Source organism: Butyricimonas muris (genome assembly GCF_046365375.1).
GTDB classification, from domain to species: domain Bacteria; phylum Bacteroidota; class Bacteroidia; order Bacteroidales; family Marinifilaceae; genus Butyricimonas; species Butyricimonas muris.
Genome location: NZ_JBKEIT010000001.1, coordinates 346677 through 369743, shown reverse-complemented (window position 1 = coordinate 369743; position 23067 = coordinate 346677). Strand labels below are relative to the sequence as shown.

General features: G+C 41.4%; 19 protein-coding genes and 1 pseudogene. 6 read left to right on the top strand and 14 right to left on the bottom strand.

All coding sequences use genetic code 11. The features are described from left to right. Positions 1–47 precede the first annotated feature (47 nt). The 6 genes from ACK8P8_RS01495 to ACK8P8_RS01470 all read left to right on the top strand — a co-directional run bounded on the left by ACK8P8_RS01495 (position 48) and on the right by ACK8P8_RS01470 (position 3068). A complete protein-coding gene (locus ACK8P8_RS01495) occupies positions 48–482 on the top strand; it encodes a hypothetical protein (RefSeq protein ID WP_306449736.1) in 435 nt (144 codons plus the stop codon). Between the two features lie 12 nt (positions 483–494). After that, on the top strand, positions 495–1157 hold the full coding sequence (locus ACK8P8_RS01490) for a hypothetical protein (protein ID WP_410025433.1): 663 nt from the start codon (positions 495–497) through the stop codon (positions 1155–1157). Positions 1158–1535: 378 nt separating this feature from the next. Next, positions 1536–1850, top strand: a complete 315-nt coding sequence (locus ACK8P8_RS01485) for a hypothetical protein (protein WP_410025432.1) — start codon at positions 1536–1538, stop codon at positions 1848–1850. Next, entirely contained in the window at positions 1850–2242 is a 393-nt protein-coding gene (locus ACK8P8_RS01480; RefSeq protein ID WP_306449739.1) for a ribonuclease H family protein, read from the top strand. The genes ACK8P8_RS01485 and ACK8P8_RS01480 overlap by 1 nt, the downstream gene beginning before the upstream one ends. Before the next feature lie 19 nt (positions 2243–2261). Then, a complete protein-coding gene (locus tag ACK8P8_RS01475; protein WP_306449740.1) occupies positions 2262–2468 on the top strand; it encodes a hypothetical protein in 207 nt (68 codons plus the stop codon). Between the two features lie 294 nt (positions 2469–2762). After that, entirely contained in the window at positions 2763–3068 is a 306-nt protein-coding gene (locus tag ACK8P8_RS01470) for a transposase (RefSeq protein ID WP_410025431.1), read from the top strand. 306 nt (positions 3069–3374) lie between these two features. Here ACK8P8_RS01470 and ACK8P8_RS01465 read toward each other — a convergent pair whose 3' ends face one another. From ACK8P8_RS01465 to ACK8P8_RS01400, 14 genes and pseudogenes are all read right to left on the bottom strand, one after another. Further along, positions 3375–3788 (bottom strand): type II CBASS E2 protein, encoded by a 414-nt coding sequence (locus tag ACK8P8_RS01465; protein WP_369860049.1) that lies wholly within the window; start codon positions 3786–3788, stop codon positions 3375–3377. After that, the gene (locus ACK8P8_RS01460; RefSeq protein WP_369860048.1) at positions 3789–5012 is read right to left on the bottom strand and encodes an SMODS domain-containing nucleotidyltransferase; all 1224 of its coding nucleotides are present in this window, start codon (positions 5010–5012) and stop codon (positions 3789–3791) included. It abuts the gene before it with no gap. A 3-nt stretch (positions 5013–5015) separates the two neighbouring features. After that, positions 5016–6134 carry an SAVED domain-containing protein gene (locus tag ACK8P8_RS01455; RefSeq protein ID WP_369860047.1) on the bottom strand — a complete coding sequence of 373 codons (1119 nt, stop codon included), beginning with the start codon at positions 6132–6134 and terminating at the stop codon, positions 5016–5018. A gap of 6 nt (positions 6135–6140) precedes the next feature. After that, positions 6141–7184 carry a helix-turn-helix transcriptional regulator gene (locus tag ACK8P8_RS01450; RefSeq protein WP_369860046.1) on the bottom strand — a complete coding sequence of 348 codons (1044 nt, stop codon included), beginning with the start codon at positions 7182–7184 and terminating at the stop codon, positions 6141–6143. 88 nt (positions 7185–7272) lie between these two features. Next, positions 7273–11592, bottom strand: a complete 4320-nt coding sequence (locus ACK8P8_RS01445) for a type I restriction endonuclease subunit R (RefSeq protein WP_369860045.1) — start codon at positions 11590–11592, stop codon at positions 7273–7275. A gap of 19 nt (positions 11593–11611) precedes the next feature. Continuing rightward, positions 11612–12841: a restriction endonuclease subunit S gene (locus ACK8P8_RS01440; RefSeq protein WP_369860044.1), complete on the bottom strand. Its 1230-nt coding sequence runs from the start codon at positions 12839–12841 to the stop codon at positions 11612–11614. 2 nt (positions 12842–12843) lie between these two features. Further along, on the bottom strand, positions 12844–14409 hold the full coding sequence (locus tag ACK8P8_RS01435; RefSeq protein ID WP_369860043.1) for a DUF4062 domain-containing protein: 1566 nt from the start codon (positions 14407–14409) through the stop codon (positions 12844–12846). 5 nt (positions 14410–14414) lie between these two features. Further along, complete coding sequence (locus ACK8P8_RS01430) at positions 14415–16997, bottom strand: type I restriction-modification system subunit M (protein ID WP_369860042.1); 2583 nt, start codon at positions 16995–16997, stop codon at positions 14415–14417. 10 nt (positions 16998–17007) lie between these two features. Then, a complete protein-coding gene (locus ACK8P8_RS01425; protein WP_369860041.1) occupies positions 17008–17217 on the bottom strand; it encodes a helix-turn-helix transcriptional regulator in 210 nt (69 codons plus the stop codon). 177 nt (positions 17218–17394) lie between these two features. Continuing rightward, positions 17395–17972, bottom strand: a pseudogene (locus tag ACK8P8_RS01420) (hypothetical protein). 211 nt (positions 17973–18183) lie between these two features. Beyond that, positions 18184–18405, bottom strand: coding sequence for a DUF2795 domain-containing protein (locus ACK8P8_RS01415; protein WP_009135471.1), 222 nt, complete (start codon positions 18403–18405; stop codon positions 18184–18186). Positions 18406–18568: 163 nt separating this feature from the next. After that, positions 18569–20356 carry a chloride channel protein gene (locus ACK8P8_RS01410; RefSeq protein ID WP_099292693.1) on the bottom strand — a complete coding sequence of 596 codons (1788 nt, stop codon included), beginning with the start codon at positions 20354–20356 and terminating at the stop codon, positions 18569–18571. Positions 20357–20380: 24 nt separating this feature from the next. Further along, positions 20381–21493 carry a DUF4831 family protein gene (locus ACK8P8_RS01405; protein WP_369860039.1) on the bottom strand — a complete coding sequence of 371 codons (1113 nt, stop codon included), beginning with the start codon at positions 21491–21493 and terminating at the stop codon, positions 20381–20383. Positions 21494–21504: 11 nt separating this feature from the next. Continuing rightward, on the bottom strand, positions 21505–23037 hold the full coding sequence (locus ACK8P8_RS01400) for an NAD(P)H-hydrate dehydratase (RefSeq protein ID WP_369860038.1): 1533 nt from the start codon (positions 23035–23037) through the stop codon (positions 21505–21507). Between the last annotated feature and the right edge of the window lie 30 nt (positions 23038–23067).

Below are 23067 nucleotides of genomic sequence, written 5' to 3'. Positions count from 1 at the left end.
GTCCAGAGCATTATTCTTTATTTACATGAACCATTAAAAGCAACGCTATGACAATAGAAGAACTGTTAAACAGCTACTTTCAGCGCGACGCGAAAGTTTCCGAACAGCTCGACACAATCGAACGTGCCGAAGCCGATAGGCAACCCGTGCCGAAATTGACTATTTCAGTACCTAACTATGCGGATGAAGTTATCCGGCCTATCCTGAAAATGGTGGCCGAGGCACTTCCCGAATACGAAATCACGGTGCCGTCCTCAAAACAGTGCAAACTGGTCAACGGACTGTTCCAGATACGGACGGACAAAATCTGCCTCGGCGGCCTCTCGTATCCGACCAAGGACGACCACAAACTCTATTTCGCCCCGCTGTTTCATCGCAAAGCCGGCGAAAGGCAGGAAGTGAAGACCTTGGAGCAGTTAGTGAAATTGCTCCGTGCAGAACTCAACAAACGGGGATTGCTAATCCTTCCGAAACACCTTTAATCCAATAGTGCCATGACAGAAGAAGAGTTAAAACGACAGACCGAACGGGAAATCCGGTGGCAGATAGGCTTCCGTCTCCTTCCGTGGATGCTCCTGATACTTATCATCTGTATCGGACTGCTGAAAGACTGCATCCGCTCACGAGACCTGATAGACGACAGCATCAACCGTGCGCAGGAAGTCGTCCGGCATCTCGAAGTATGCGACACCACCCGAAACGGATTCCGTGTAGTTTACGTCACCAACAATGCCGTCACAACAGAACGGTTGAACGAAATCCGACTCCGCCGACCGTTGAATCTGGCATTCTGCAAGCTAAAGGATAGTGCGGCATCGTACTTCGGCGGGAGCCTACTCCAAACCGACATCTACGACTTTGCAGCATACGCCCGTCGGTTCGATGTGGACGATGACGTGCGAATGCAGAACATCTTCGTTTTCGGCTCCAAGAAACAGAAATTATACGTTGGAAAGAACCCTCGGATAGAAAATTCCGCCACATGGATCAATCCTGCCACCGAACAGGGGGTACAATATATCAATGCAGATGATATTTATTTCCGTGTGGGCAAAGGCGAAAGAGTCTATCGGTATTGGAAATGTCACGGGAACCACTCAACATCCACTACTGACGAACGTTTCAGCCATTTTTCCGAAGACGAAAGACTATGGTAACAGGCTCCGTTTTTCTCTGTAAATAGCCCGTTTATCGGTCAAAAAATAGTCGTAAATTTATTTGCTTACTCGGAAACGAAAATATAAATTTGCGATATGATTTTAATAATAATGACTGATTTACATTTTGTTAATTGACCGTAAAACCAGATTGGAATAATATGAGAACGGAGTATGATATCAGAGCGAACGCAATTAAAATTTGCGACCTCGGAAAGAACCGGCGAGATCATCGGATTCGTGTCGCGCCATTCGAAGACCAAGCAACTGCGAGGAGTACGTGAGGATTCACCTTACAAGAAGAAAATTTGTGTATTGTCTGAAGACCTGAAAGGCAAAGTCCAGCCGAACATATTGTATTCGGTCGAACTCAAAGCAATGCACTCACGCAACGGTTTTGTCGTAGTAGCGGCTACACCGCTTCTTTTCAAGGCCACGATTGACACACTGGTGATACCGGGTGAAACTTATCGGGTAACCGTCAACTTCGGAAACAAAACCGTTTACTTCGATCCGCTGGGAGGTAATTCATACTCCAGCAAGACAGTATCGGGAGTTGTCTCCCTGTTACAACGCCGCACCGACATCGAAAACTTGGAGGGCGTAATCAACAGCTTCAAATCCGCTGCCGCGAGACTTCTGCGGAGAATGGCCGACGACGGATTCAGCACACCGACCATTCCCGGTTTGTAATGCGCCCGGAACGTGGAATAGCCACCGACGGGGCACATTCTATGAAAAGAGGAGTTACCCGGTACAGAGCCGTTGATTTGGCCACCGGCGAACTCCTCTTTGAACAGAATATCGGGAACCAGACCATCAATATCGGTGAATTTTTAGGCGTTGTCGAAGCCGCAAAATACATCATCGAACATCGTTTCAGCCCGGCAATCATCTACACCGATAGTCTTACCGCCCTGACGTGGTTTAACGAAAAACGAACAGCCTCACGCAAAAGAAACTCCGCACTCAAAAAAGCGGAAATCTTTCTCAAAGCGATGGCCTCCGAAATCGACAAAATCAAAGTGCTCCACTGGAACAATTCCCTGTGGGGCGAGACGCCCGCTGATTTCGGCGAGAAATAACAATTCAACCCCGCGACTTATGGCAAGACTCAAAAAAGACCTTCACAAATACGTTGAGATTCAGGAAGAAGACTACCTCCAATTAGTTGAAAACACAATGATTGTTGAGGCCATGAAACTGGCCGGAGTAGAAAAACTTCCCCTATGGAAAGCTGTCCGCCGAATCTTGGACGACAGACGTATCGAGATACACGTCAAACCCGTCAATCGCCGATACGCCGATTGACCCCAAACAACCGGTTCCCTTCAAAAATGGACAGGTCGTAAAACATCAAAAGCCCTCGAAAACAACGTTTTTTCGGGGGCTTTTATCGTCCATGTATCTCGTAATGAGTTCGATACTCCTTTCACTTTTGTCGGAAAGTGAAAACCGACACAAAAATCTGACAATTAACGTCTTATATTAAATAACTCTGTATATCTTTGTACTCGGAACAAATTCTAATATTAACCGGCTCATGTACGGCTGTATGTTAGGAATAGCACACCTCCACACAATTAACACCTGATAAACAGGGAGTTGATATTAAAGTTGAATAGTCTGCGAGGCTGTGAAGAAGGGATCCTTCACAGGAAGAAAAGACCCGTTGAACCTGAAGCAGTATTTGCAGATATTAAAGAAGCAGGCAAGTTCAGACGGTTCAGGTTAAGAGGCGTTGCTGGAGTCAATATAGAGTTCGGATTAAAAGCCATTGCACATAATATCAAGAAGATTAGGGCTTGCCGGGGGAAATGTGTCTTTTGGTGTAATAATTTGCAGAAAACAACTGTTTATTACGGCAAAAATCCGTCTTTAGAGGATCACAGATTAGGAATGGTTGCATAAGGAAGAAAAGAGGAAAAATATCATATAGGAAAAGAAAAAAAGAGGACTGCCAACATTTTATTGTTAGACAGTCCCTTTTTATTCATTACAACCATCAATTAATACTCATCCTCGTTGAAGAGTTGTTTCGTGTTTGTTTATCAGTAATTTATTGTCAAATCTTCATCATTTAGCCAAACAAACCACATCATTTGAGGCGGTCTGAGGCGAGAGTAGAAATAGGTGGACAAACAAATATTTTTGTATTCGATTTGGCAATCATAGTGGATATTAGAAGTCTCTTATGATTATCCGCAAAATACAATATCACTCTTTCTTTCCTCTGTGGATTCCTCCTCCAAGCCACTTGGCTGTAACAAGCCAGTTTTCATAGTAGTAAAACCATTCTGAAATCCAAGGAACAATTTCAGTTATTTTGTGCGAAGCATTCCATTCTTCTGATGGACGATGATAGATACAAAGGTGTTGGTCCGTGCTATAAACATGTGGTAATTCTTTCTCTCCTTCACACAGAGATAACTTGTCGATAGCGAACACGTCCACATGCTTTCCTTCTTTGTAGCAAATCTTGAACTGATATGTTCCGCTCAGTGACGATGGCTGCACGGAATACTTCCAGCAGAAACTTGATGGAGTTTCTGCGTAGAAATGTCCGTTAGGATAAGCTTGTTGCAAAAATGCCTTCTGATGTGTTTTTGTAAATTTCTTTTCTCTACGCATTTATTCGTCTCCGTGGAATGTATGAGCCTTCACTACCGTACCAATAGTTCCTAAAGTACCTGTTGTCGTAGCTTTTAACGTATTATTATCTCTGCCCTTACGCTGACTGTCGGCTATTGTGCTAAAAGTTCGCTGCACTACATCTCTACCGAAAGGTTTGTTCATCAACTCGGCAATCAACTGCAAACCGCCTCTCTTTGCAGTGATTTGTTCCATATCTTGCTTCACTTGTTTTAACCATGCAAAGAAGTTTAACTGTTTCTGTGGCGTTTCTACCCATTTGTCGGCAAAGTTCTCATCTGGATTTACGGGATTACGCACAATACACTGACCGGTACGTGGTTCACGTTCGATATATCTCTCCATGCCGTTGACAACGTTCACCAACGCATCAAGCACGTCTGTTTCTTTGTTGTATGCACGTGCTGCTAGTGTTGTGATGATAATAGAGATTGGCTTGTTTTCATCGCCGTTAAACATCATGTCACGGTGACGTTTAAGTATCTGAACAACACGTTGCAAAGGACTTTTCTTCTCTTTGTATGCTGGCACATTGCCAACTTTTGCTTCGGATAACAACACTGTTCTCTGAGTCAAGACACTGCACCTATCCTCAAACCATTTGGCATAGCCAAACGGATTGCTCTTAAGCCATTTGGTACTATCTGTCTCATATTTATAGTTAGGGCGTTCTCTGTCAGTAATGCGTAGAGCAAGCTTGTCAACCTGCTCCACCGACACGCTGAAATATTGCTCCCGAAGGCGAGTCTTCTCGTTATTCACACATGGTAGAATATCCATGTGATATTTGTCGCTCGCATTGTTTGAATTCTTGCGATATAAGAGTGTCCAACATCGGTGCCTCTCTTCGTCCAACAATTTCCTGTAGCGTTCAGAAGATTTCAGTCTATCGCCAACTTTTGCTTTTAAGTTTTCTGCTGTCCAACTAGGATGCTTTTCCATAAACTCACATACTAAGTCAATGTCAAGATCATCGTTCTCGTTGACCGGAGTAATCATCGTTCCTAGCAGAAACGAACCTTGCGGTTGTATCTCTGGTTTGTACGGTGCTAGTGGTGACGAGTCATCTCCAAGAAACTTGCCTACAGCCTGATAACTACTTACCAATTCGTCATATCTCGACTCAGGTACGTCCAGCGATGCACCCAAATTCTCAAAAATCTCATTGAACTGCTTATGTTCTTCTGTTGTCAATATTCTCATATCTTATTCAATTGTAATCGTTTTGTTTTCAGTATTGTTATAATAGTCATATAGTACTAGTTTCATATCGGCTTTAGGCATCCCAACGTGACCGAGTGTAAACGCACAAGCAACAGGCATAGCCATGTGAACCAAAATCTCATTATAGTCTGCTGATGATGCCTTTATTTTATCAAGCACTTCTCTAGTGATGTTTGTAAATTCTTTAAGCTTTGCTTCTGTCTTTAAGAAGTCATTGTTAGGATTAGTGCATGTAACCGTCCATATCGAAACTTCCTGGCTAGAATACAATGCCTTAATCCTCTCCGTGATGGCTGTAGCACTCAGCGCAAACACAAGGACTGGCTGCTTGCTCTTGTCTGTTGGTTCGATAATCTTAAACTCAATGTTCTCATCACCACTCCTCTGCCATTCCCATTTCCTTGTGTTGCGATGAGGTTGATAGATTTTCAACTCGCGGATATCGTTGAATAATGTACCAAGCCTTACCAACAAAGGCATGTCGGCAAACGGAAACAAAGAAATGTGCTTTGTTTCGGAATGCTGAATACGTTGCTTTACTTCGTAATCAAATGCAGCTTGCAAGTTCTTATCCTCTATCTCCCAAAAATTCGGATCAGAGTCCTTTATGGCATTTCCTTTCATACTGATCTCAATTGCTGTACTCGCCTCAGGGAAATAGTCCGGAAACAGGACAGAAGAGATTGTGTTGAACGAGAAGTCGGGAAGGTGTTTCCCGATTTTGCTATAGTACGTCACCACATGGCTCTTTTTGTCGTGTGCGATGCCTGTCACGAGACGAATTCTGTCCTCGTGACGTTTCTTCATCCCTTCTACTATTTCTATTGTATATTTCTTTGTGTCTGAGTCTATTATTTTATGACAAGCAGGGCACATCAATACGATATTTTTGATATCCTTTGCCAATGATTCTGACTTTTCTCCGCCTCGAGGACCATTTGGTGAATCTCCAATGACATGGCATAGTTCTCCAAAGTTTCCATACTCCTTCGTTATATCTCCTTCATAAAGGATTTTATAACATCCTTCAAACTCACATCTACCTGCGGCTCTGATCCAAAGCAATCGTTTTACATTTTCTGGGATACTTGTTTTTGACATATATTTTTATTTTTCAGCTTCGGTCTTACTATACATACTGCTCATTGCGTCTGCTGAGTCTTTCATCATTTGACGTAAAGACTCTGGCGCCAAGACTTCAATCTGTTCACCAAAAGAGCGAAGTAAGGAACGAAGTTCATAATTATTTTGAACCTTGAGAGTTACTTGCCTGTATCCGTTTTCCAAAGGAGTGGACACTGTAGATTGAGATTCATGCAATGGCTTAGTAACGATATATCCGTAGGTTTTATCACTAACCCTTAACACCACATTCTCAACAAGAGCATTACTTAATGAAACCCCTACTACATCACTAAAATACTCCTTGAGATCAATATCTTCTGCTAGGGGCTCGTATGGTTTTGAAGTTTCTTTAAAGCCTTCAATCCTATCAATCGCAAAATTGGAAAGATATTCTGAGCCCTTGTGCTTACCGATGAGAAACCATCTATTGTTATACTGCTTCAAGTAATATGGGTTAACCACAATCGTTCTTGCCTCTTTTCCAAAGGGATGATACACAATTTCAACAACTCTTTTACTAACAATAGAGTCAAATATTGGCTTATAGTATGCATCCATACCTCGCAAATAAGGATTATGCTGAAAACATACAACGGAATTCAGAGTTTCCCCCAGTTTACTGGTAGTATAAAGACGTTTTTCCAAATCATCCAACCACTCAAATTGTGGTACACCTTCAAATCTCCTCAAAAGTAGTAGTGCATCATGTATCAAATCAATTTCTTCCTGATTAATCGGTTGCTTCTTGATTGATGCGTCCTTCTCGTGGTAGCGATAATACCTACGATGGCCATCTTGAATCGCATCAATATCCATTGCATAACCCTCTTCGCTTCCAATGAACTTTAAATCCTCTTGAACCTGACGCTTCTTAACTCCACCTCCATTTTTTGTCTCTCCATTATGTAAGTAAAGAGCATCATTACATGCTTCAACAAGGTCTTCGATGTAATAACGTCTTGACCAATTGCTCAAACATTTATCGAGGACTTGATATCTTAATTGTGCGTTCTTATTAGTAGGCATAAACTCTCTGTTTTTAATGTACACGACAAAGATATAGCAAAAGAGTGCAGTCTTTCTGCACTCTTCTTTTATTCACTCTCATAGAATATTAATTTATGGTTTCTTTCCGAGGGATATTCTGCCCAAGGACTTCAGCAAAAGTAGTTGCACAACTTTTTATATCTTCATATTCGATTAACTCTTTTCCAGAAAATCCATCGGTTGTCCAATCTTCTATATTCATTGCATATATGCCCTTAATCGCTTTCTCGAGATATGACGGTGGTAGAGGAACGCTCAATGTTTTGATATTCATCTTATCAATGATTGATTTAAAGTAAGAGTAATCACCGTCAATCACAAATCCCATATCAACAGCTACACGATAGATAGCAATCCAATGTCGCTGTTTAGTGAAAAGAGATTTCTTTGGATTGTAACCCAATAGCTGTTTAATACTTCTTTTGAGGATGTCAATGCGAGTCTCTTCTGGTAAGTTCCGTACTTCAGCTGGCTCTGCGACCATTCCATAGCGATCTTCATAACGATATGGTTCAAAACTGATAATCTTACTAGTTGATGCACTTGGCATTTCACTATTCAACACATCGTGTCCATTCATTTCCAAATCAGTTATCGAGGAGCCTGTAACATAGAAATACATTGTTGTTATGATACTTATAGCAACATCCACTTCTTTTTCTGACGCAGTAGGAGATATATGAGATTCTGCATTTCTCCATCCTTTAACAAGAAGTAAGTATTCGTGTAATTGCTGTTTCGCAGGATCGGCATTGTATTTTAGATTCCATAAGCATTTATGAACATAAATAACATCCTTCCAAGTAGGATCTTCACCCTCATTCCTCGCTGCAACTTCTTTATCTTTAATCAAGTAATATAATTTCTTGAGATATGCCTCAAACTTTGTAACTAACAAGTTGAATGACACAAATTTATCCACAATAGTTGCCCCCTTCCCATATAGCGTAGCAAATGCTTTTTGGACAAATATGCCTACATTGTCAAGGGAATCTATAGACTTTGCATCAATAACATAGAATACGCTTTCAATAACTTCATCAATAGGACGCATATACGGAAGTACATCAGTCAAGGTTGCGGACAAAGTTTCACGAATTCTGCCCTTAATAGAAGTTGTAGTCTCAACAATTTCTCTTGGCTGTGCAGTGCTAGTTTCTGGTGCAGATGTTTCAATAACATCGACACCGCTTTCCAATTCTTGATTATCCTCAAGATTTAAATATGCCTTTAATATTCTCTCTCTTGCAACTCCATCAAGGATGAACTCTCGCAGTATTTTATCAGCCTTAGGCATAACCATACGGGCAGGAATATCCGTACCTTCAACTTTAGAGATAAAATCTCTGGTCTTAGACATATTGAGAGTAAGCTTGAGATTATCAAACTGGCTAAACTCATTAATTGTCTGCTCTGTCACATCTCGACCCATAATGTGCTCCAACTGGCTAGAGTTCACCCCTGTAGCCTCCGCAATAATCATAATTTGCTTATGGAGCTCTCTCATTTGATACTCCGTAATATAGTCATAGATAGTCTTGCCTGGCGAAAGATGTAAATCCCCACTTTGAATGTCGTGCAAGATAACCATTGCGGTACGCTGCTCCCGTTGAGACAGCGTGGAGAAAGTCTTATGAAATTCCTTCAACGCTTCTTTTGTCAGTTCACTACCTGGGCCTGTTGTGTACAAGTTCTTTATGAACTTAACAAACTTTGAATTGATATATTCTGCATCAATAGTACCAGTGCCAGTTTCTGTGATATAAGTGTCAATAGGATAATCAAATTCCTTAGATTCACCACTACCGCCACCTCCTGAGAATAGCTCTCTGTATCGCTGGAGTAGTATCAGGTAAGTTTGCTCATCCAATAACATAGTCACATAGGTATAAGTATCCCCATGCTGGAATTCATAATCTTTCTTTTCCCAAAGGAAACCTTGCAATTTCGCTGCCTCCAACAAATGAGTTATCTGGCAGAAATCCTTGGCGAACATATTTCTATCCTCTCTTGTTTCAGGAAGCTTTTTGAAATCCTCAATTTCATGTGACTTGAAAATATCACTGATGTGCAAGAAACGCTGATTGATGCTATTCAGATTGCTTTCAAGTTTATCAACAAACACGCCCAATGGCCTATCTACATAGACTTCCAGAGCATCATTAATATTCTGCTCCATAGTGTATGGGAAAGAATAATACTTAATGATACCAAATGGTTTGTCTGGACCAAACAATCTGTTTGTCCGGGAGAAAGACTGGATTATATCCACATACTTCATCACCTTATCAACATAAAGAACATTAACCCATTTCGAATCATAACCAGTTAGCATCTGTGACACAACAATAAGCAAGTCTATTTGCTGGTTATGATCGTGCTCAATACCAATATAAGGCTTTTTATGGGCTAACCTCTTAGCCACATCTTTCTTATACTTGGCATATGTAGATAACTGAAATGTAGTTTGATATTTGAGATTATAGTCTTCCAACATCTCAAGCAATGCATCTTCCTTAACAATACCACCGTCGGAGTTATCAATGTTATTATCAAATACTGCCACTACGTTTAACGATGGATATTGTTCCTTGAAAATTTTATAATAGGCGATTGCTTCAAGGATGTTTTTAGTTGCCAAAATACCATGGAACTTCCCATTTTTGCTAAGCCGATCACGCCCTTTGATTATATCAGCAGCTACGGCTTGATGATGAATTGGCTGTTGATACAGATCTTTGGGTAGGTAGTGTTCGATACCATGGCGAACTTCACCACCATCATTGTAAGTAGCCGGCATCTCAAGCTCGTTAATGAACTTGTTATAAATGGCCATTTTTTGCTCATCACCCTCAATATCTTCAATATGTTTGATACCTAATTGGGAAAAAGCAGCTTTCTCTCGCAGCTCATTATCATCGTATGTCTTAACCTGGTATGGGTCAAAACCTAATACATTCTTATCAGGTATTCCATTGGCGATAGTATATTTATGAAGCATATCGCCAAAGAGTGTTTCAGTTGTAATTTCATTCTTGGCATTCTCCTCAAACACAGGTGTACCCGTAAAACCAAATAAGAGGGCACGAGGAAAAGTATTTTTAATATCAATCAGCATATCACCAAAAACGCTTCTATGGCATTCGTCAATGATAAACACCAATCTTTTACGTCCAATACAATCTATCTCAGCTTGCAGTATTCCGTTCTTAACATTGACGTTAGACATCTTTTGTATAGACGTGACTATCAACTTGTCATCGTTATCAATACTCTTCAACTTGCTGACTAAGATAGCCGTATTCTGAGTGTCTTGAATTGCCTCATCTTCACCTGCAAAACCTCTGTACTCATCAAGAGATTGTGTGCTTAACTCAATTCTATCCATTAAGAACACAACCTTATCGGCATCTCCGGAATTAGCTATTAACTGAGCCGACTTGAAACTGGTCATAGTCTTGCCAGAGCCTGTTGTATGCCAAATATAGCCACCTCTATGCTGATGTGTATCCCAGTTTGTTTTATGAGTAACATCGCTTATCTTGCTTGCGGCAAAATACTGGTAGCTTCGGAGCACTTTTAAAGTCTTGTCCTTATCATCAGCAATCGTATAATATCCTATCATCTGGTGAGCCATCGGAATGCTCAACAGATCTGAGGTAACTTTGCGCCAATCACTTATCACCGTATTATTGAAATCTTGCCAATGGAAATAGAACTCAGGTTTGAAATTTTCTTCAAGTCCGGGATTTGCAAAATATAATGTCTCCTCAGGAGTCATCGCTACAAATATCTGAACCATTTTGAAAATACCATTGCTGAATATACCTTCATGCACATAACGTTTAATCTGGAATGTGGCTTGACTAACATCCACCTTTGATCGCTTCAATTCTATGTGAATCACGGGCATACCATTGATAAGCAGCATCACATCACCACGCCTTTCACCACCTAATGAATGAGACGCTTTGAAACGAGGTTGTCTTGCAATCTGATAACGGCTCTGACCAGCACTGATTTCACGCGCATCAAAAATCTTGAGATAGACCTCCTTACCAAAATTATTCTTATCAGCTGTATTATCTCGTTTGATACATACCTGACCGCCATTGATAAGCCTATTCATGGCATAAGGACTGTCACACATATTTATCTGGTCGATAATCTGCTTCATCTCACTATCAGTAAGAGCAGCATCGCCAAGTTTATTAATGTCACGGTTATTATCAAAGATAATCTTTGCCCAGTTCTTCACAAGATCCTCTTCGTAGGGCTGAACCAATACCTCTTTCTCCCAGCCATGATGTGGAAGAAGATCAACGAGAGCCTGTTCAAAGACAATCTCCTTAACGAAGAATTGCATATTATCAGTATTACTAGACATATCTTACAATATTATGTGGTTATACAAACATTTTATCTAAACATGCAGACTTGACTCGCTTTAGCTTTTTAAGGCACTTTAGTTCAAGAGATATTTGTTCTTCAAGTGAAGAAAAGAAATTTGCTATTGCCTGCTGCTCTTGAACAGAGTTTGGCACTAAAATAGGCATCAAAGTAAAAACGTCATCAGTGATAGATAAGCGGTCAAATCTTGCCCCGGTATTACCATTATCAAACATAAACCTATGCCACAAGGTGGTTTGAAAAAAATATGATAGATATTCTTTATTAACACCATGTGTCTTAAACACATAATACAAAGGAGACATAACGCCTGTATATCCTAATTTATTTCTATTAATAGGACCAACAGGTGCAGTAACTGATATTCGCGGATTATATACAAAATCATCGTTTTCAACCACATAATATCCAGAAATATTGCTGTTATTAGAAATTTCGTGGTCAAAAAAGTCTAATTGATTTATAACACCATGTTCAGCAGAATTGGTAAGTGTTATTTGATAGTTATTATTTGCATTTTTTAACGTTACTTTTTGGCTTATATCTTTTAATCGCACACAATTCCAGTCATCTTCAAAACCCTTAAATCTAACTTTAGGCATTGTCTCTCCCTTTTGTGGAAACATGGCAACAAAAGATGCTTCTTTCATTCGCTTAAGTTTCTCAATCTTTTTAGTCGTGGCAAGTATTATGGCATCCAATGATTGGAAGTAATTGACAATATCTTGTTGCTCATCAAAATCAGGAATACTTATATATCCTTTGAGCGCATTTTCATCGCTAATATTCATAGTGTTTTTTGCACCCTTACTTATAAGTGGCAAGAGATATCTATTAATCCTAAAATTAGGCTCAAAATATCTTTCAATATAGTTAGGACAAACACCCTCAACGGCATCGTATATTGCGTATAATACTGACACTATGCCGGAATCCCCTTTATTCACTTTAATTATTCCATAAGGTTTTTCTTTTAGAGGCGATTTAGTATAAACGACTTGATTAGGTTTAAGAATTTTGTAATTCTCAACTGAAAAGCCAGCATAGCTACGTCCTAGATGTTTTATTTGATTTACAACACCAAAGTCATCAGAAACAGATAACACGTGTTCTTTCCCATATTTGTTCCCTTTGTTTTTTGAAACATTTATGAGAAGACAATCTTGAAGAAGTGGATGTTTCCATCCTCTATCATATCCTTTTATTCTTATTTCCGGTACTTTCATGCCTAGTCATTGTTTTCATTCATACTCTCATTGTCTGCTGTTGCGATATACTTCTGGTCTGGATCGTTCGATTTTGGCTTTGTAGGACGCAGAAGTCCGGCAAAAATGAGTTGGGTAATATATTTCTCTCTTGAACGGCTTTGGTTAACAATACCAAGATGCTCAAATATCTCATTGCTTGATTTTGCATATACAGCACAAAACTCCAATACCATTTTTTGTTTTTTGTTGAGCTTGATGTTAGAGGTCGGTGCATTCCCATCAGAGGTTGGTGCATTTCCAAAGGGACTTGGTGCGTTTTTATCTGGGGTTAGTGCATTTTCAAGAGAACTTGGGTCATTTTCAGTTAAGGTTAGTGCATTTTTTCTCCAAAGAATTGCCCGAAAATTACTTTCTTGAATAAACTCAGGAGCTTTTAGGCCCATTGCTACGCACTCGTCAACCATATCACTTGTACCTGTTCCCAGACGTTCGATATAGCCGGCAAGGTAAAGCGGATTGGCAAGCACCGGATTGGCAGGGATTGATGTATGAGGTAATGACAGCTGAGCAGTAGTAATTCCAAATGGCAATCGTCCTGGATTCCACACCTCAAGCCTATCTGGGAAGAGCATCACTTGTACACTACCATTGCTTGTATAGTCGCGATGACATATGGAGTTCACAATACTCTCTGTTACAGACTTTATCGGAAGTTCAAAATCTATATCTACTTCGGCTCTTTTATCTCTTTCGCCTACACGAGCATCGATATGAGACATAACAAATGAAACAGCGTTGTCAATCATCTCGAACAATGAGCCGTTAAACACCTGGTAGGAAGCCAGCGGTTTACTAATGGTATTCGTGTAGAACTGGACACACTTTACTTCAGATGTCGGGAAGAATTTCTGAGGCTCTTTGCCAAAGAGTAATAATGCAGCATTGGTAATCTTGCCATTATCCATCAGATTCAGACTTTTCAGCACACGTTCCACACCTGCATCCATAGATAGTGGAAATGCACGTTTCTTACGAGCCCGCTCAACGAAAATGTCAACCTTATCTGCATCTATATCAGCAAGTGTAGCAGTAGAATGAAGAGTTGCATCAAAAGGTAACAGCCTTAGATATTCATTCTCCTCCAAGTAACGCACTAATGAAGCATAGATTGCAGAACGTAATTCTTCGTAATCACCGAAAGATTTACGGACAACACATTGTTCGGCTTTCTTGATAAACTCTATTTCCTTGGCATGACGCTTTTCTCGCTCCATTCGCTTAATAAAAATAAGGCGGTCCTTATGCAACTGGGTAGCCAAGTCAAATTCGCGTTCTGTAGGCGAAATACCTTCTGCATCTTCATAGCCATAGTTCGCACCCAATAACGCCAAATAGATATCAGCCTGTTCTACTTCGCCAAGATATACTTGTACAGCAGATTGTGATCTTGCAGGCATTTCTTCAAAGATGAAGACCTCGAAAAATCTGCCAAGCAAAGCATCGATACGGATATACTCTGCTAAAGCTCGCCTTTCATTTGCAAACTCTTGTTGCACACTGCTTATAAATATTCTTATTGGTCTCATACTCCTTATTCCTTTATTAAGTTTTGTAAACCCCTAATCGAAAATTCGTCACCAGTCAATTGCCCTATCAATTCTGCTAATTTATTCTGATTGTCAATAATTTGAACTTCAATATCGTTATATGATTCAGCATATTTCCCCTCAAGAGCTACAATTGCTTTCTCAAAGGTATTCAAAACTGCTGAGAGCGTATTTGAAATACCCTCACAAATTGGATCAATCCATTTCTTGTGCAAAAACATATTAATCTCTTCATCAGAAAGATGTTCTATGGTTTTGATGGTTTTAACTTCTAAGGAAACTTTATCAGCTTTGATTTCCTTGTTAAGCTTAGAGGCCTTATCCCATAATGCAACAATCTCTTTGAGCTTATCTTTTGTCTCAGGTTCAATACTGTTACCCTTGCCTTTCGCATCAGCTTTTATTGCATTCTTGTTGAATTTCGTATTATCATCTTCATCAAGATATACTTGTGACTCATCATCTGAGAAGTTATCGCGCAATTCATCCAATTTAGAAGCAATATCTTCAACCTGCATTTGCTTGGCAGCGATTGCATCAAGTTCCAGCTGAAATTTCTCCTTCTGTACCAAATCAAAAGGAATTATTCTGCCTTTCAATCCGTCGGACACCTCTATATCTTCTCCATCCTTCTTTACGATTTTATACGCAGGCTCAACCACACGCACAGCATCCAAGCCCTCTGATTGGATGGTTTCAATGTCGTTAACAATCTGTTGCCAATTATCGGAAAGTGCCTGATAAGCCGTGTATTTATCAATCAGAGGAATGACGTTAAGTCGTCTGAAAATATCATTTGCAATTTCATCCTGAGCATTCATTTCACGAACCTGAAGAACATTGGTAATCAGAAATTCGTGTAATTTGTCAGGGAAAGTAGTAAAGGCGTCGACAAACGACTTCTTCAATTCGACAACATCGACATTTTCGTTAATAGACTTTGCTACATCAGCCGATTTTACAGAAGCATATGGAGAACCATCTTCACTTGAAACAAAGATATCGGAACGTAATGATGGCAAAGCATCCCAATACTCGTGCAACAGGTCGATTTCATTCTCAGGGATACCGCCAAACATAGTCGCATAAATATCATATTGTTCAGCTATTTCAGACGAGTCAACATAACGAGGTATATTCAGGTTATAACCATTCTGTCGTATCTTGTCACGACTTACTTTACAAGAATAACCTTCTATATTTTCTCTGTTCCGTATAGTATCAGCTATGCGCTTAATATCACAAGCTCTGAGCTTGTTATTCTTACCGTCCTTCACAAAGCCTTTTGAGGCATCTATAATCAGCACATCGTCATTGTCACGATGTTGTTTAAGAACAAGAATAAGAGTAGGGATTCCTGTCCCGAAGAAGATATTCGCAGGTAATCCGATGATAGCATCCAAGTTGTTCTTTTCGATGAGATTCCTGCGGATTTTTCCTTCTCCGTCACTATTTTCATCGGCATCACCACGGAAAAGCACTCCATGCGGCAATACGATGGTAAGAATACCATCCGGTTTCAAGTGGTGCAACTCATGGAGCAGGAAGGCATAATCTGCCTTGCTCTGAGGTGCGACACCATAGTCTTTAAAACGGGAGTCAAACTCTTTATCCGATGAATCCCAGTGCTGAGAATAAGGAGGGTTAGAAACCACTGCGTCCACATATAAAGGCTTACCAATGTTACCCCCATCCCAATGTAGTGGCCAGTCTTCATCCAGTGAGTCAGCACATCGCGTATTAATATTGTCAGGTTTAATGCCTCTCATCACAAGGTTCATACGGGTCAGGTTATAAGTGTTCTCCTTCAGCTCCTGAGCGTAATATTTCACCTTGTTCTTATCTTCAATATGACGACCAACCGATTTGCCGATGGTAATAAGCAACGAACCGGAACCGCTTGTAGGGTCATAAATTTCAATCTGCTGTTTGTTCTTATGATGTTCGGCGACGATTTCTGACATCAGGATAGCAACTTCATGTGGTGTATAGAACTCACCAGCTTTTTTGCCTGCACTAGCAGCAAAGTTGCTAATAAGATATTCATATACATATCCCAAAACGTCATAATCCTGACTACCATCAATCGGAATGTCCTTAATAAGCTTGATCAAGTCTTTCAAAGCATGCGTCTGCGAAGCAGGATTCTCACCCAATTTGCTCAATCCTGCCTGCAAGGTCTTGAAGATATTGGCATATACATGCTTGTAGGTAGGACTAATCAGACGGTCGAAACTGCTCAACGCTGCTGAAAGGTCGGCAACGGTGAATGTGGAATTTGGCAACAACCAGGTACTGAAGAGGTATTTGTACTCGATGAAGTAGCCTATATTATTCTTACAATAATCAATCATCATGGCATTGTCGCTATCTTCATAATCTTCCACAAGCGATGGCAAGTCTTCATCTGTCCAACCATCTTTCTTGAGATAGCTTACCTCATTATCAGATAAAAACTTATAGAACACAAGTCCAAGTATATAGTCTTTGTATTCATTCGCCTCAATCTTTGAACGCATCTTATTTGCCGATGCCCATATCTTATTTGCCAACTGTTGCTTATTCATGTGTCATCAATTAATTATCTTGCTCTCGAATTAAGTCTTTAATTTCAACCTCTAGTACTTTGGCCACTTGCAATAACATCTCTAAACTAGGTTGTGCTGCATTTGTACACCATTTAGAGACAGTAGCGGGATCTTTACCAAGTTGTTCTGCAAGCCATTTGTTGGTTCTACCTTTCTCGGCAAGCATCACCTTAATTCGATTGATTTTTTTATTAGCCATATCTTTATGTATTAACCACCTCTGCAAATATAATGAATTATTCTGCAATAGAGTTATGATTAAGAGCATAAATTCGAATTAATAATAAATAATATTGCGAATAATTCATTTAACAATCACATACCATTCACCTTCTATATCCTTTTCTCTCAACCATCCCTATATTGAAAGCCTGCATCAAGCACCTCCTGCGATATACCTCTTCCTCTTCGTCAGGTCTTTTCTGTTTTGACGAGACTGCCCTATATCGAAATACCAAACAGCGCACATAATTCAGTATCAGGAAAAAGCTCCATTCCGAATTTCCAGTAAGTCTTTGTTTCCATTTTAATACACTCCGGATAGTCGCCACAATAAATCCGACCACACATATATGCTAAAAGCACTTTTGATTCTTTCCATTTATAATGGGAACCATGTTCTTCCATATAACCGGTTTCAATGGCTTTGCCGAAAACTTTCTTTGCGAGTTCCGTATTCAATGTCCCTGACAAAACAACGGCAGCGTCAATACCTGCTGTCTGTTCCTCCGAAACGGGAGTTACAATGATATTACCATTTTTATTTGTCTTTCCCTTATTTTTCTCTTTCAGTATTTCTGCACAAAAGGCGAGGGATGCGCCTGAAATCAATGTTATGATGGTGCCCAAAAATGTCGTAGAACCGGTCTTGTCTCCATCGATTGGATTTATTACACCAATTCCGACAAGTAATAGCATACCGGCAAACAAGACAATTGCACTTGACCAAAGAATCGGCCTTGCATATCTCTTGAATGCAAAGGATTAATCTTTTCGGTCTTCCCATACACTTTCCTCCTTTTAGTGATATTCCTGAGGTGAAGCAAAGATATGGAATTTTAGACAAACAAACCGCACCATCCCACACCATAAAACACCAGCGCGACAAACAAATTTTCATTGTTCATCGCGCTAACATTTAATTATTTAACCTATTAAGAGGCTGTTAATACTCATCCTCGTTAAAGAAGAAATCATCTTTACTCGGATAGTCCGGCCAAATATCTTCAATACTCTCGAAAATCTCCTCGTCATCTTCAATATCCTGAAGATTTTCAATCACTTCCATAGGCGCCCCAGAGCGAATGGCGTAGTCGATCAACTCATCTTTTGATGCAGGCCAAGGTGCATCTTCCAATTTTGAGGCTAATTCCAGTGTCCAATACATAGTTATATCGTTTATATAGTTTTTTCTATTTTGCCGCGAATATATACTTTATTTCTAATAATACAACCTCTTTACAATATAGAAGGAATTATTTAGAAACATTACAAGTAAAATATTTCACTCACTAATAACGGGAATACGGCTAAATAGTTACATATAAATTCTATTCATCATCGGAGAAGTGAATTAACACTTTACGGTAAGTATTGAATATCTTTGCTTTAGACACGAAACCGAGATATTGATGATCTTGTAAAACTGGCAAATTCCATGCCCCGGAATCCTCGAACTTTTTCATGACAACCTCCATCGAATCATTGATATCAATCACCACGGAAGGCGTCGTCATAAAATCCCTCACGTAAGTCTTGGAATACATATCCTGATTGAACATCACCTTACGGATATCGTCCAATAACACGATGCCCAATAATTGCTGTCGATCATTCAACACGGGGAACAAGTTCCGGCTCGACTTGGATACGACTTTTACCAGATCCCCCAACGTGGCATCTACCCCGATGGTTTTAAAATCCGTTTCCACGACCTTGTTCAACTTCATCAAGGTCAACACGGCCTTATCCTTGTTGTGAGTCAGTAAATCGCCTTGTATAGCCAACCGACGGGCATAAATAGAATAAGGTTCCATGCCTTGACTCGTCAGATAAGAGATAACTGACGTCAGCATCAACGGCAGGAACAAAGCGTATCCCCCCGAAATTTCAGCGATCAGGAACATCGCCGTCAAAGGTGCTTTCATTACTCCCGACATCGTGCCCGCCATACCCGCCAACACGAAATGACTCGGTTCCACGTGACGGATACCACTCAGGTTTATCAACATGGCAACCAAGAATCCGGCAACACCACCCGTGAACAAACTCGGTGCGAATACACCACCTACTCCACCGCTACCATTCGTCAGTGCCGTGGCGATCACCTTCACGAAAATTAAACCGACCACGAAAAGAATCAACATCAACGTACTATCCCGAAAACCGAAAAAATACGTGTTATTCAATAATTTATCGGAATGCCCAGCCATCAAATCATCCAACGCCGAGTAACCTTCACCGTATAGCGGGGGAAAAATAAAAATCACCACTCCCAATAACGCTCCACCGATAGCCACCCGTTTCCAGATATTTTTCACCCGCCCGATCAACTGCTCTATCCGGATATTCATCCGAACGAAATACACGGACAATACCCCGGCAAAAACACCCAAAATAACATAGTACGGGAAATTAGCCATCACGAACTTATCGGTAATCTGATACGAGAACACGAAACCGTCGCCCATCAGGAAGAAAGTCACGACATACGAGGTAATAGCGGTAAACATTAAAGGTACTAACGAAGCCATCGTCAAATCAAGCATCAGCACTTCCAGCGTGAACACAATTCCGGCAATAGGAGCCTTGAATATTCCGGCAATAGCACCGGCCGCACCACACCCGATCATCAATGTCATTACCTTATAGTTCATCCTGAACATACGCGCCAGATTCGAACCGATCGACGCCCCGGTCAATACAATAGTTGCCTCCGTTCCGACAGATCCACCGAACCCGATAGTCAATGTACTGGCAATCATAGAGGAGTAATTGTTGTGCGGTTTTATCATACTATTCCGACGAGAAATAGCGTACAAAACTTTCGTCACCCCGTGACTGATTCCCTCTTTCACGAAAAATTTCACGAACAACGTCGTGAGCAGAATACCGATAACAGGGTACACGAAGAAAAACAAGCTACCGCTATCCACCTGCATCCGTTCCGTGAAGAACACGTGAGTGTAATGTACCATATTTTTCAACACCACTCCCGCCAACCCGGTTACAATACCCACCAAGATACTCAAGATCACGATGAACTGTTTCTCCTTAATATTGCGAACACGCCACACCAAGAATCTCCCAAGTAACCCCTTATCGCTTACCTCCGCCATAAATAGAATTGTAAATACCTGAAATTATTTTTTTATCACACTTTTCAACGAACCGTATAGCGGATAAAATTCAAGGGCAATCCCCTCGTTATTGATCACATCCAACGGGAATTGCTTGATCACGCCTAACTGTGGAATAACACCGCTTACCGTCATCAGTACCTCTTTACCTTTCAAGAGGCAAATGTCAGCGATTGCCGGCTCTCGGTAAAACAACGAGGGAACCGGACGGGCAGACTCTTTTTGCGGCGCGTCTTGTTTCCGAACCAACAAATTACGAAGTTCCACGATATAAGGCTGTGCAGAAACATTATTCTTAGCCGTTATCCCGTCTTCCGCGGAAAAACGGAATAAAACAACAGCTTCGTCCGCTTTCTCGGGTACAAAGGTAAATGTACGAACAACTTTACTCCGCACCTTCTTACCCATGAAAAGACTCATATAATCCTGTTCCAGTTTATCCAACGCTTTTAGAGCCTCGGCAGTAGCCGTTCCGTTGGTTAAAAGTTCCAATCTCTTTTTCCGTATGGCAAATAAATCTTCCGTGATTTCGCTCACGTAATCTTTTTCTTCCTTCAGCACATGACGCTCGATCGGGTCCCACACTCTACGAATCTCTCCCTCTACTTCCATCTCCGTGAAATTGGAATCCAACACCTCTTTTTGCGTGGAACGCAACCCGAAACGCACGTAATCAATATCGGCATCCGTGGCTTCTTTATCCGGCGCATACACCATTTTCCCGTCGTGACTATTATTGGTAGCCCCGCTTCCCAATCCGGCCAAAAAACCTTCCGGGGTCACGTTGACCGTTATCGAATTATATTCACCCGCAGCATTCAGCGTGTACATCGCTTTGGTATCCGGCAACGCTTTCGGCACGAAACGGATATTCTTGATCGTCCATTCCTCTCCCGGCGTCACGATTTCCGGCTGCACCCCCAATTGCTGCATGGCATATTTACGGAAAGGTCCCGGCACAGCCTCCACACACTCCATCGTGACCACTATATCATAACCGATCTTCGGCAAGGCATAATTCACAGATACAGGAGTCGTTAATTCTCTCTTCTTCTGTCCTAAAACAGACAGGGATACTAATCCCATCAACCCGATAATCAATAAAAGTCGTTTCATTTCGTTTATCACTACTTAGCAATATTATATGTTTCCAACGTTTTCCACACCAACCCCAGCTTATCCGCGATGTCGCCCGCCCGGACTCCCCTCATTCCAAATTCCGCGGCTGCCAGATCACCCGCCTTACCGTGCGCGTAAACACCGATAACGGCTGCATCCAACGGCTCGTGTCCGCTTGCCAGCAACGCGGCAATGATTCCGGTCAACACATCTCCCGCCCCGCCTTTTGCCATTCCCGGGTTTCCTGTCATATTAAAATAACAATTACCGTCGGGAGAGGCTATCACCGTGCGCGCACCCTTCAATACAACATACAGTTGGTGTAGACCTGCAAAGGTGCTTAATTTATTTAATCTATCAAAATCATTTTCACTTTTTCCTGCCAATCTCTCGAATTCTTTCGGGTGAGGCGTCAACACGGCTCCCCGGGGTACCAGACTCAACAATTCCGCGTCGGCAGCAAGCAGATTCAAGGCATCGGCATCAATCACCATTTTCCCCCGCCATGCCTTCAGCAACCGACGCATCCCGTACCTCGTCACATCACTCGTCCCTAAACCGGGTCCGATCCCGACAGCCTGCACCCTAGACAAATCGTTCACGCCCGAGAAACAGTAGTCACTTGAGTCCATCTCCACCAATGCCTCGGGCACGGCAAAATGGATCATCTCTTTCACGGAACGAGGCACATGCACCGTCAACAATCCCGTTCCCGAACGAATGGCTCCTCTTGCCGCCAAAACGGCGGCTCCCGGCATCGCGGGAGTCCCCGCTATTAATAAGGTATTCCCCAAGGTCCCTTTATGCGAAAACTTCTCCGGCATCAGCAAACGGGAAGCCACCGCTTCCTCGGTCAAAAAATAATAAGAAGAATCCCGTTCCCGCAAAATACCCGGATGCAAATGAATATCCAACACCTCTACTTCCCCGACATACTTCCCGTTCTCCGGGAACATGAATGCCAGTTTAGGAAATTGAAATGTAAAAGTGTAATCAGCCTCCACGATAACCCCGTCATTCTCCCGGTTATCTTCACCGAGTAAACCGGAAGGAATATCTATTGCCACAACTGTATTAGGCAACTCGTTCACCTTTCGAATGACATCCCCCAAAAATCCGGTCACCGGACGATTCAACCCGGCACCGAAAATCGCGTCAATAATGACACTGTTTTCATCCGGCAGAAAATCTTCCGCTTTTTCCACCTCGATACACACTCCACCGTTTCGTACAAAACGCTCCCTGTTCACGGCACAGTCTGGCGATAATTGCTTCCCCGGACACAAATCGAACACCTTGGTTATCAACCCTTTTTCATTCAACAACCTAGCCACGACATACCCGTCGCCGGCATTATTCCCGCTCCCCGCCAGAATGTTAAAAATATGACCACGTGAAAAAAAAATCAATAATTTTTGTGTCAATAAACTAGCCGCCCTTTCCATCAGATTCAACGACGTTATCGGCTCATTCTCAATCGTATATTCATCCAATTCCCGCAGTTCGGATGTCTTGAAAATTTTTCTATATTCGTTCTTCATAACAGAGTTCAAACGTTTTCAAGGACTAAA

What these genes read in the sequence shown, in the direction of transcription:
- ACK8P8_RS01495 (WP_306449736.1), top strand. Translation starts at nt 48, where the DNA reads ATGACAATAGAAGAACTGTTAAACAGCTACTTTCAGCGCGACGCGAAA.
- ACK8P8_RS01490 (WP_410025433.1), top strand. Translation starts at nt 495, where the DNA reads ATGACAGAAGAAGAGTTAAAACGACAGACCGAACGGGAAATCCGGTGG.
- ACK8P8_RS01485 (WP_410025432.1), top strand. Translation starts at nt 1,536, where the DNA reads ATGCACTCACGCAACGGTTTTGTCGTAGTAGCGGCTACACCGCTTCTT.
- ACK8P8_RS01480 (WP_306449739.1), top strand. Translation starts at nt 1,850, where the DNA reads ATGCGCCCGGAACGTGGAATAGCCACCGACGGGGCACATTCTATGAAA.
- ACK8P8_RS01475 (WP_306449740.1), top strand. Translation starts at nt 2,262, where the DNA reads ATGGCAAGACTCAAAAAAGACCTTCACAAATACGTTGAGATTCAGGAA.
- ACK8P8_RS01465 (WP_369860049.1), bottom strand. Translation starts at nt 3,788, where the DNA reads ATGCGTAGAGAAAAGAAATTTACAAAAACACATCAGAAGGCATTTTTG.
- ACK8P8_RS01460 (WP_369860048.1), bottom strand. Translation starts at nt 5,012, where the DNA reads ATGAGAATATTGACAACAGAAGAACATAAGCAGTTCAATGAGATTTTT.
- ACK8P8_RS01455 (WP_369860047.1), bottom strand. Translation starts at nt 6,134, where the DNA reads ATGTCAAAAACAAGTATCCCAGAAAATGTAAAACGATTGCTTTGGATC.
- ACK8P8_RS01450 (WP_369860046.1), bottom strand. Translation starts at nt 7,184, where the DNA reads ATGCCTACTAATAAGAACGCACAATTAAGATATCAAGTCCTCGATAAA.
- ACK8P8_RS01445 (WP_369860045.1), bottom strand. Translation starts at nt 11,592, where the DNA reads ATGTCTAGTAATACTGATAATATGCAATTCTTCGTTAAGGAGATTGTC.
- ACK8P8_RS01440 (WP_369860044.1), bottom strand. Translation starts at nt 12,841, where the DNA reads ATGAAAGTACCGGAAATAAGAATAAAAGGATATGATAGAGGATGGAAA.
- ACK8P8_RS01435 (WP_369860043.1), bottom strand. Translation starts at nt 14,409, where the DNA reads ATGAGACCAATAAGAATATTTATAAGCAGTGTGCAACAAGAGTTTGCA.
- ACK8P8_RS01430 (WP_369860042.1), bottom strand. Translation starts at nt 16,997, where the DNA reads ATGAATAAGCAACAGTTGGCAAATAAGATATGGGCATCGGCAAATAAG.
- ACK8P8_RS01425 (WP_369860041.1), bottom strand. Translation starts at nt 17,217, where the DNA reads ATGGCTAATAAAAAAATCAATCGAATTAAGGTGATGCTTGCCGAGAAA.
- ACK8P8_RS01415 (WP_009135471.1), bottom strand. Translation starts at nt 18,405, where the DNA reads ATGTATTGGACACTGGAATTAGCCTCAAAATTGGAAGATGCACCTTGG.
- ACK8P8_RS01410 (WP_099292693.1), bottom strand. Translation starts at nt 20,356, where the DNA reads ATGGCGGAGGTAAGCGATAAGGGGTTACTTGGGAGATTCTTGGTGTGG.
- ACK8P8_RS01405 (WP_369860039.1), bottom strand. Translation starts at nt 21,493, where the DNA reads ATGAAACGACTTTTATTGATTATCGGGTTGATGGGATTAGTATCCCTG.
- ACK8P8_RS01400 (WP_369860038.1), bottom strand. Translation starts at nt 23,037, where the DNA reads ATGAAGAACGAATATAGAAAAATTTTCAAGACATCCGAACTGCGGGAA.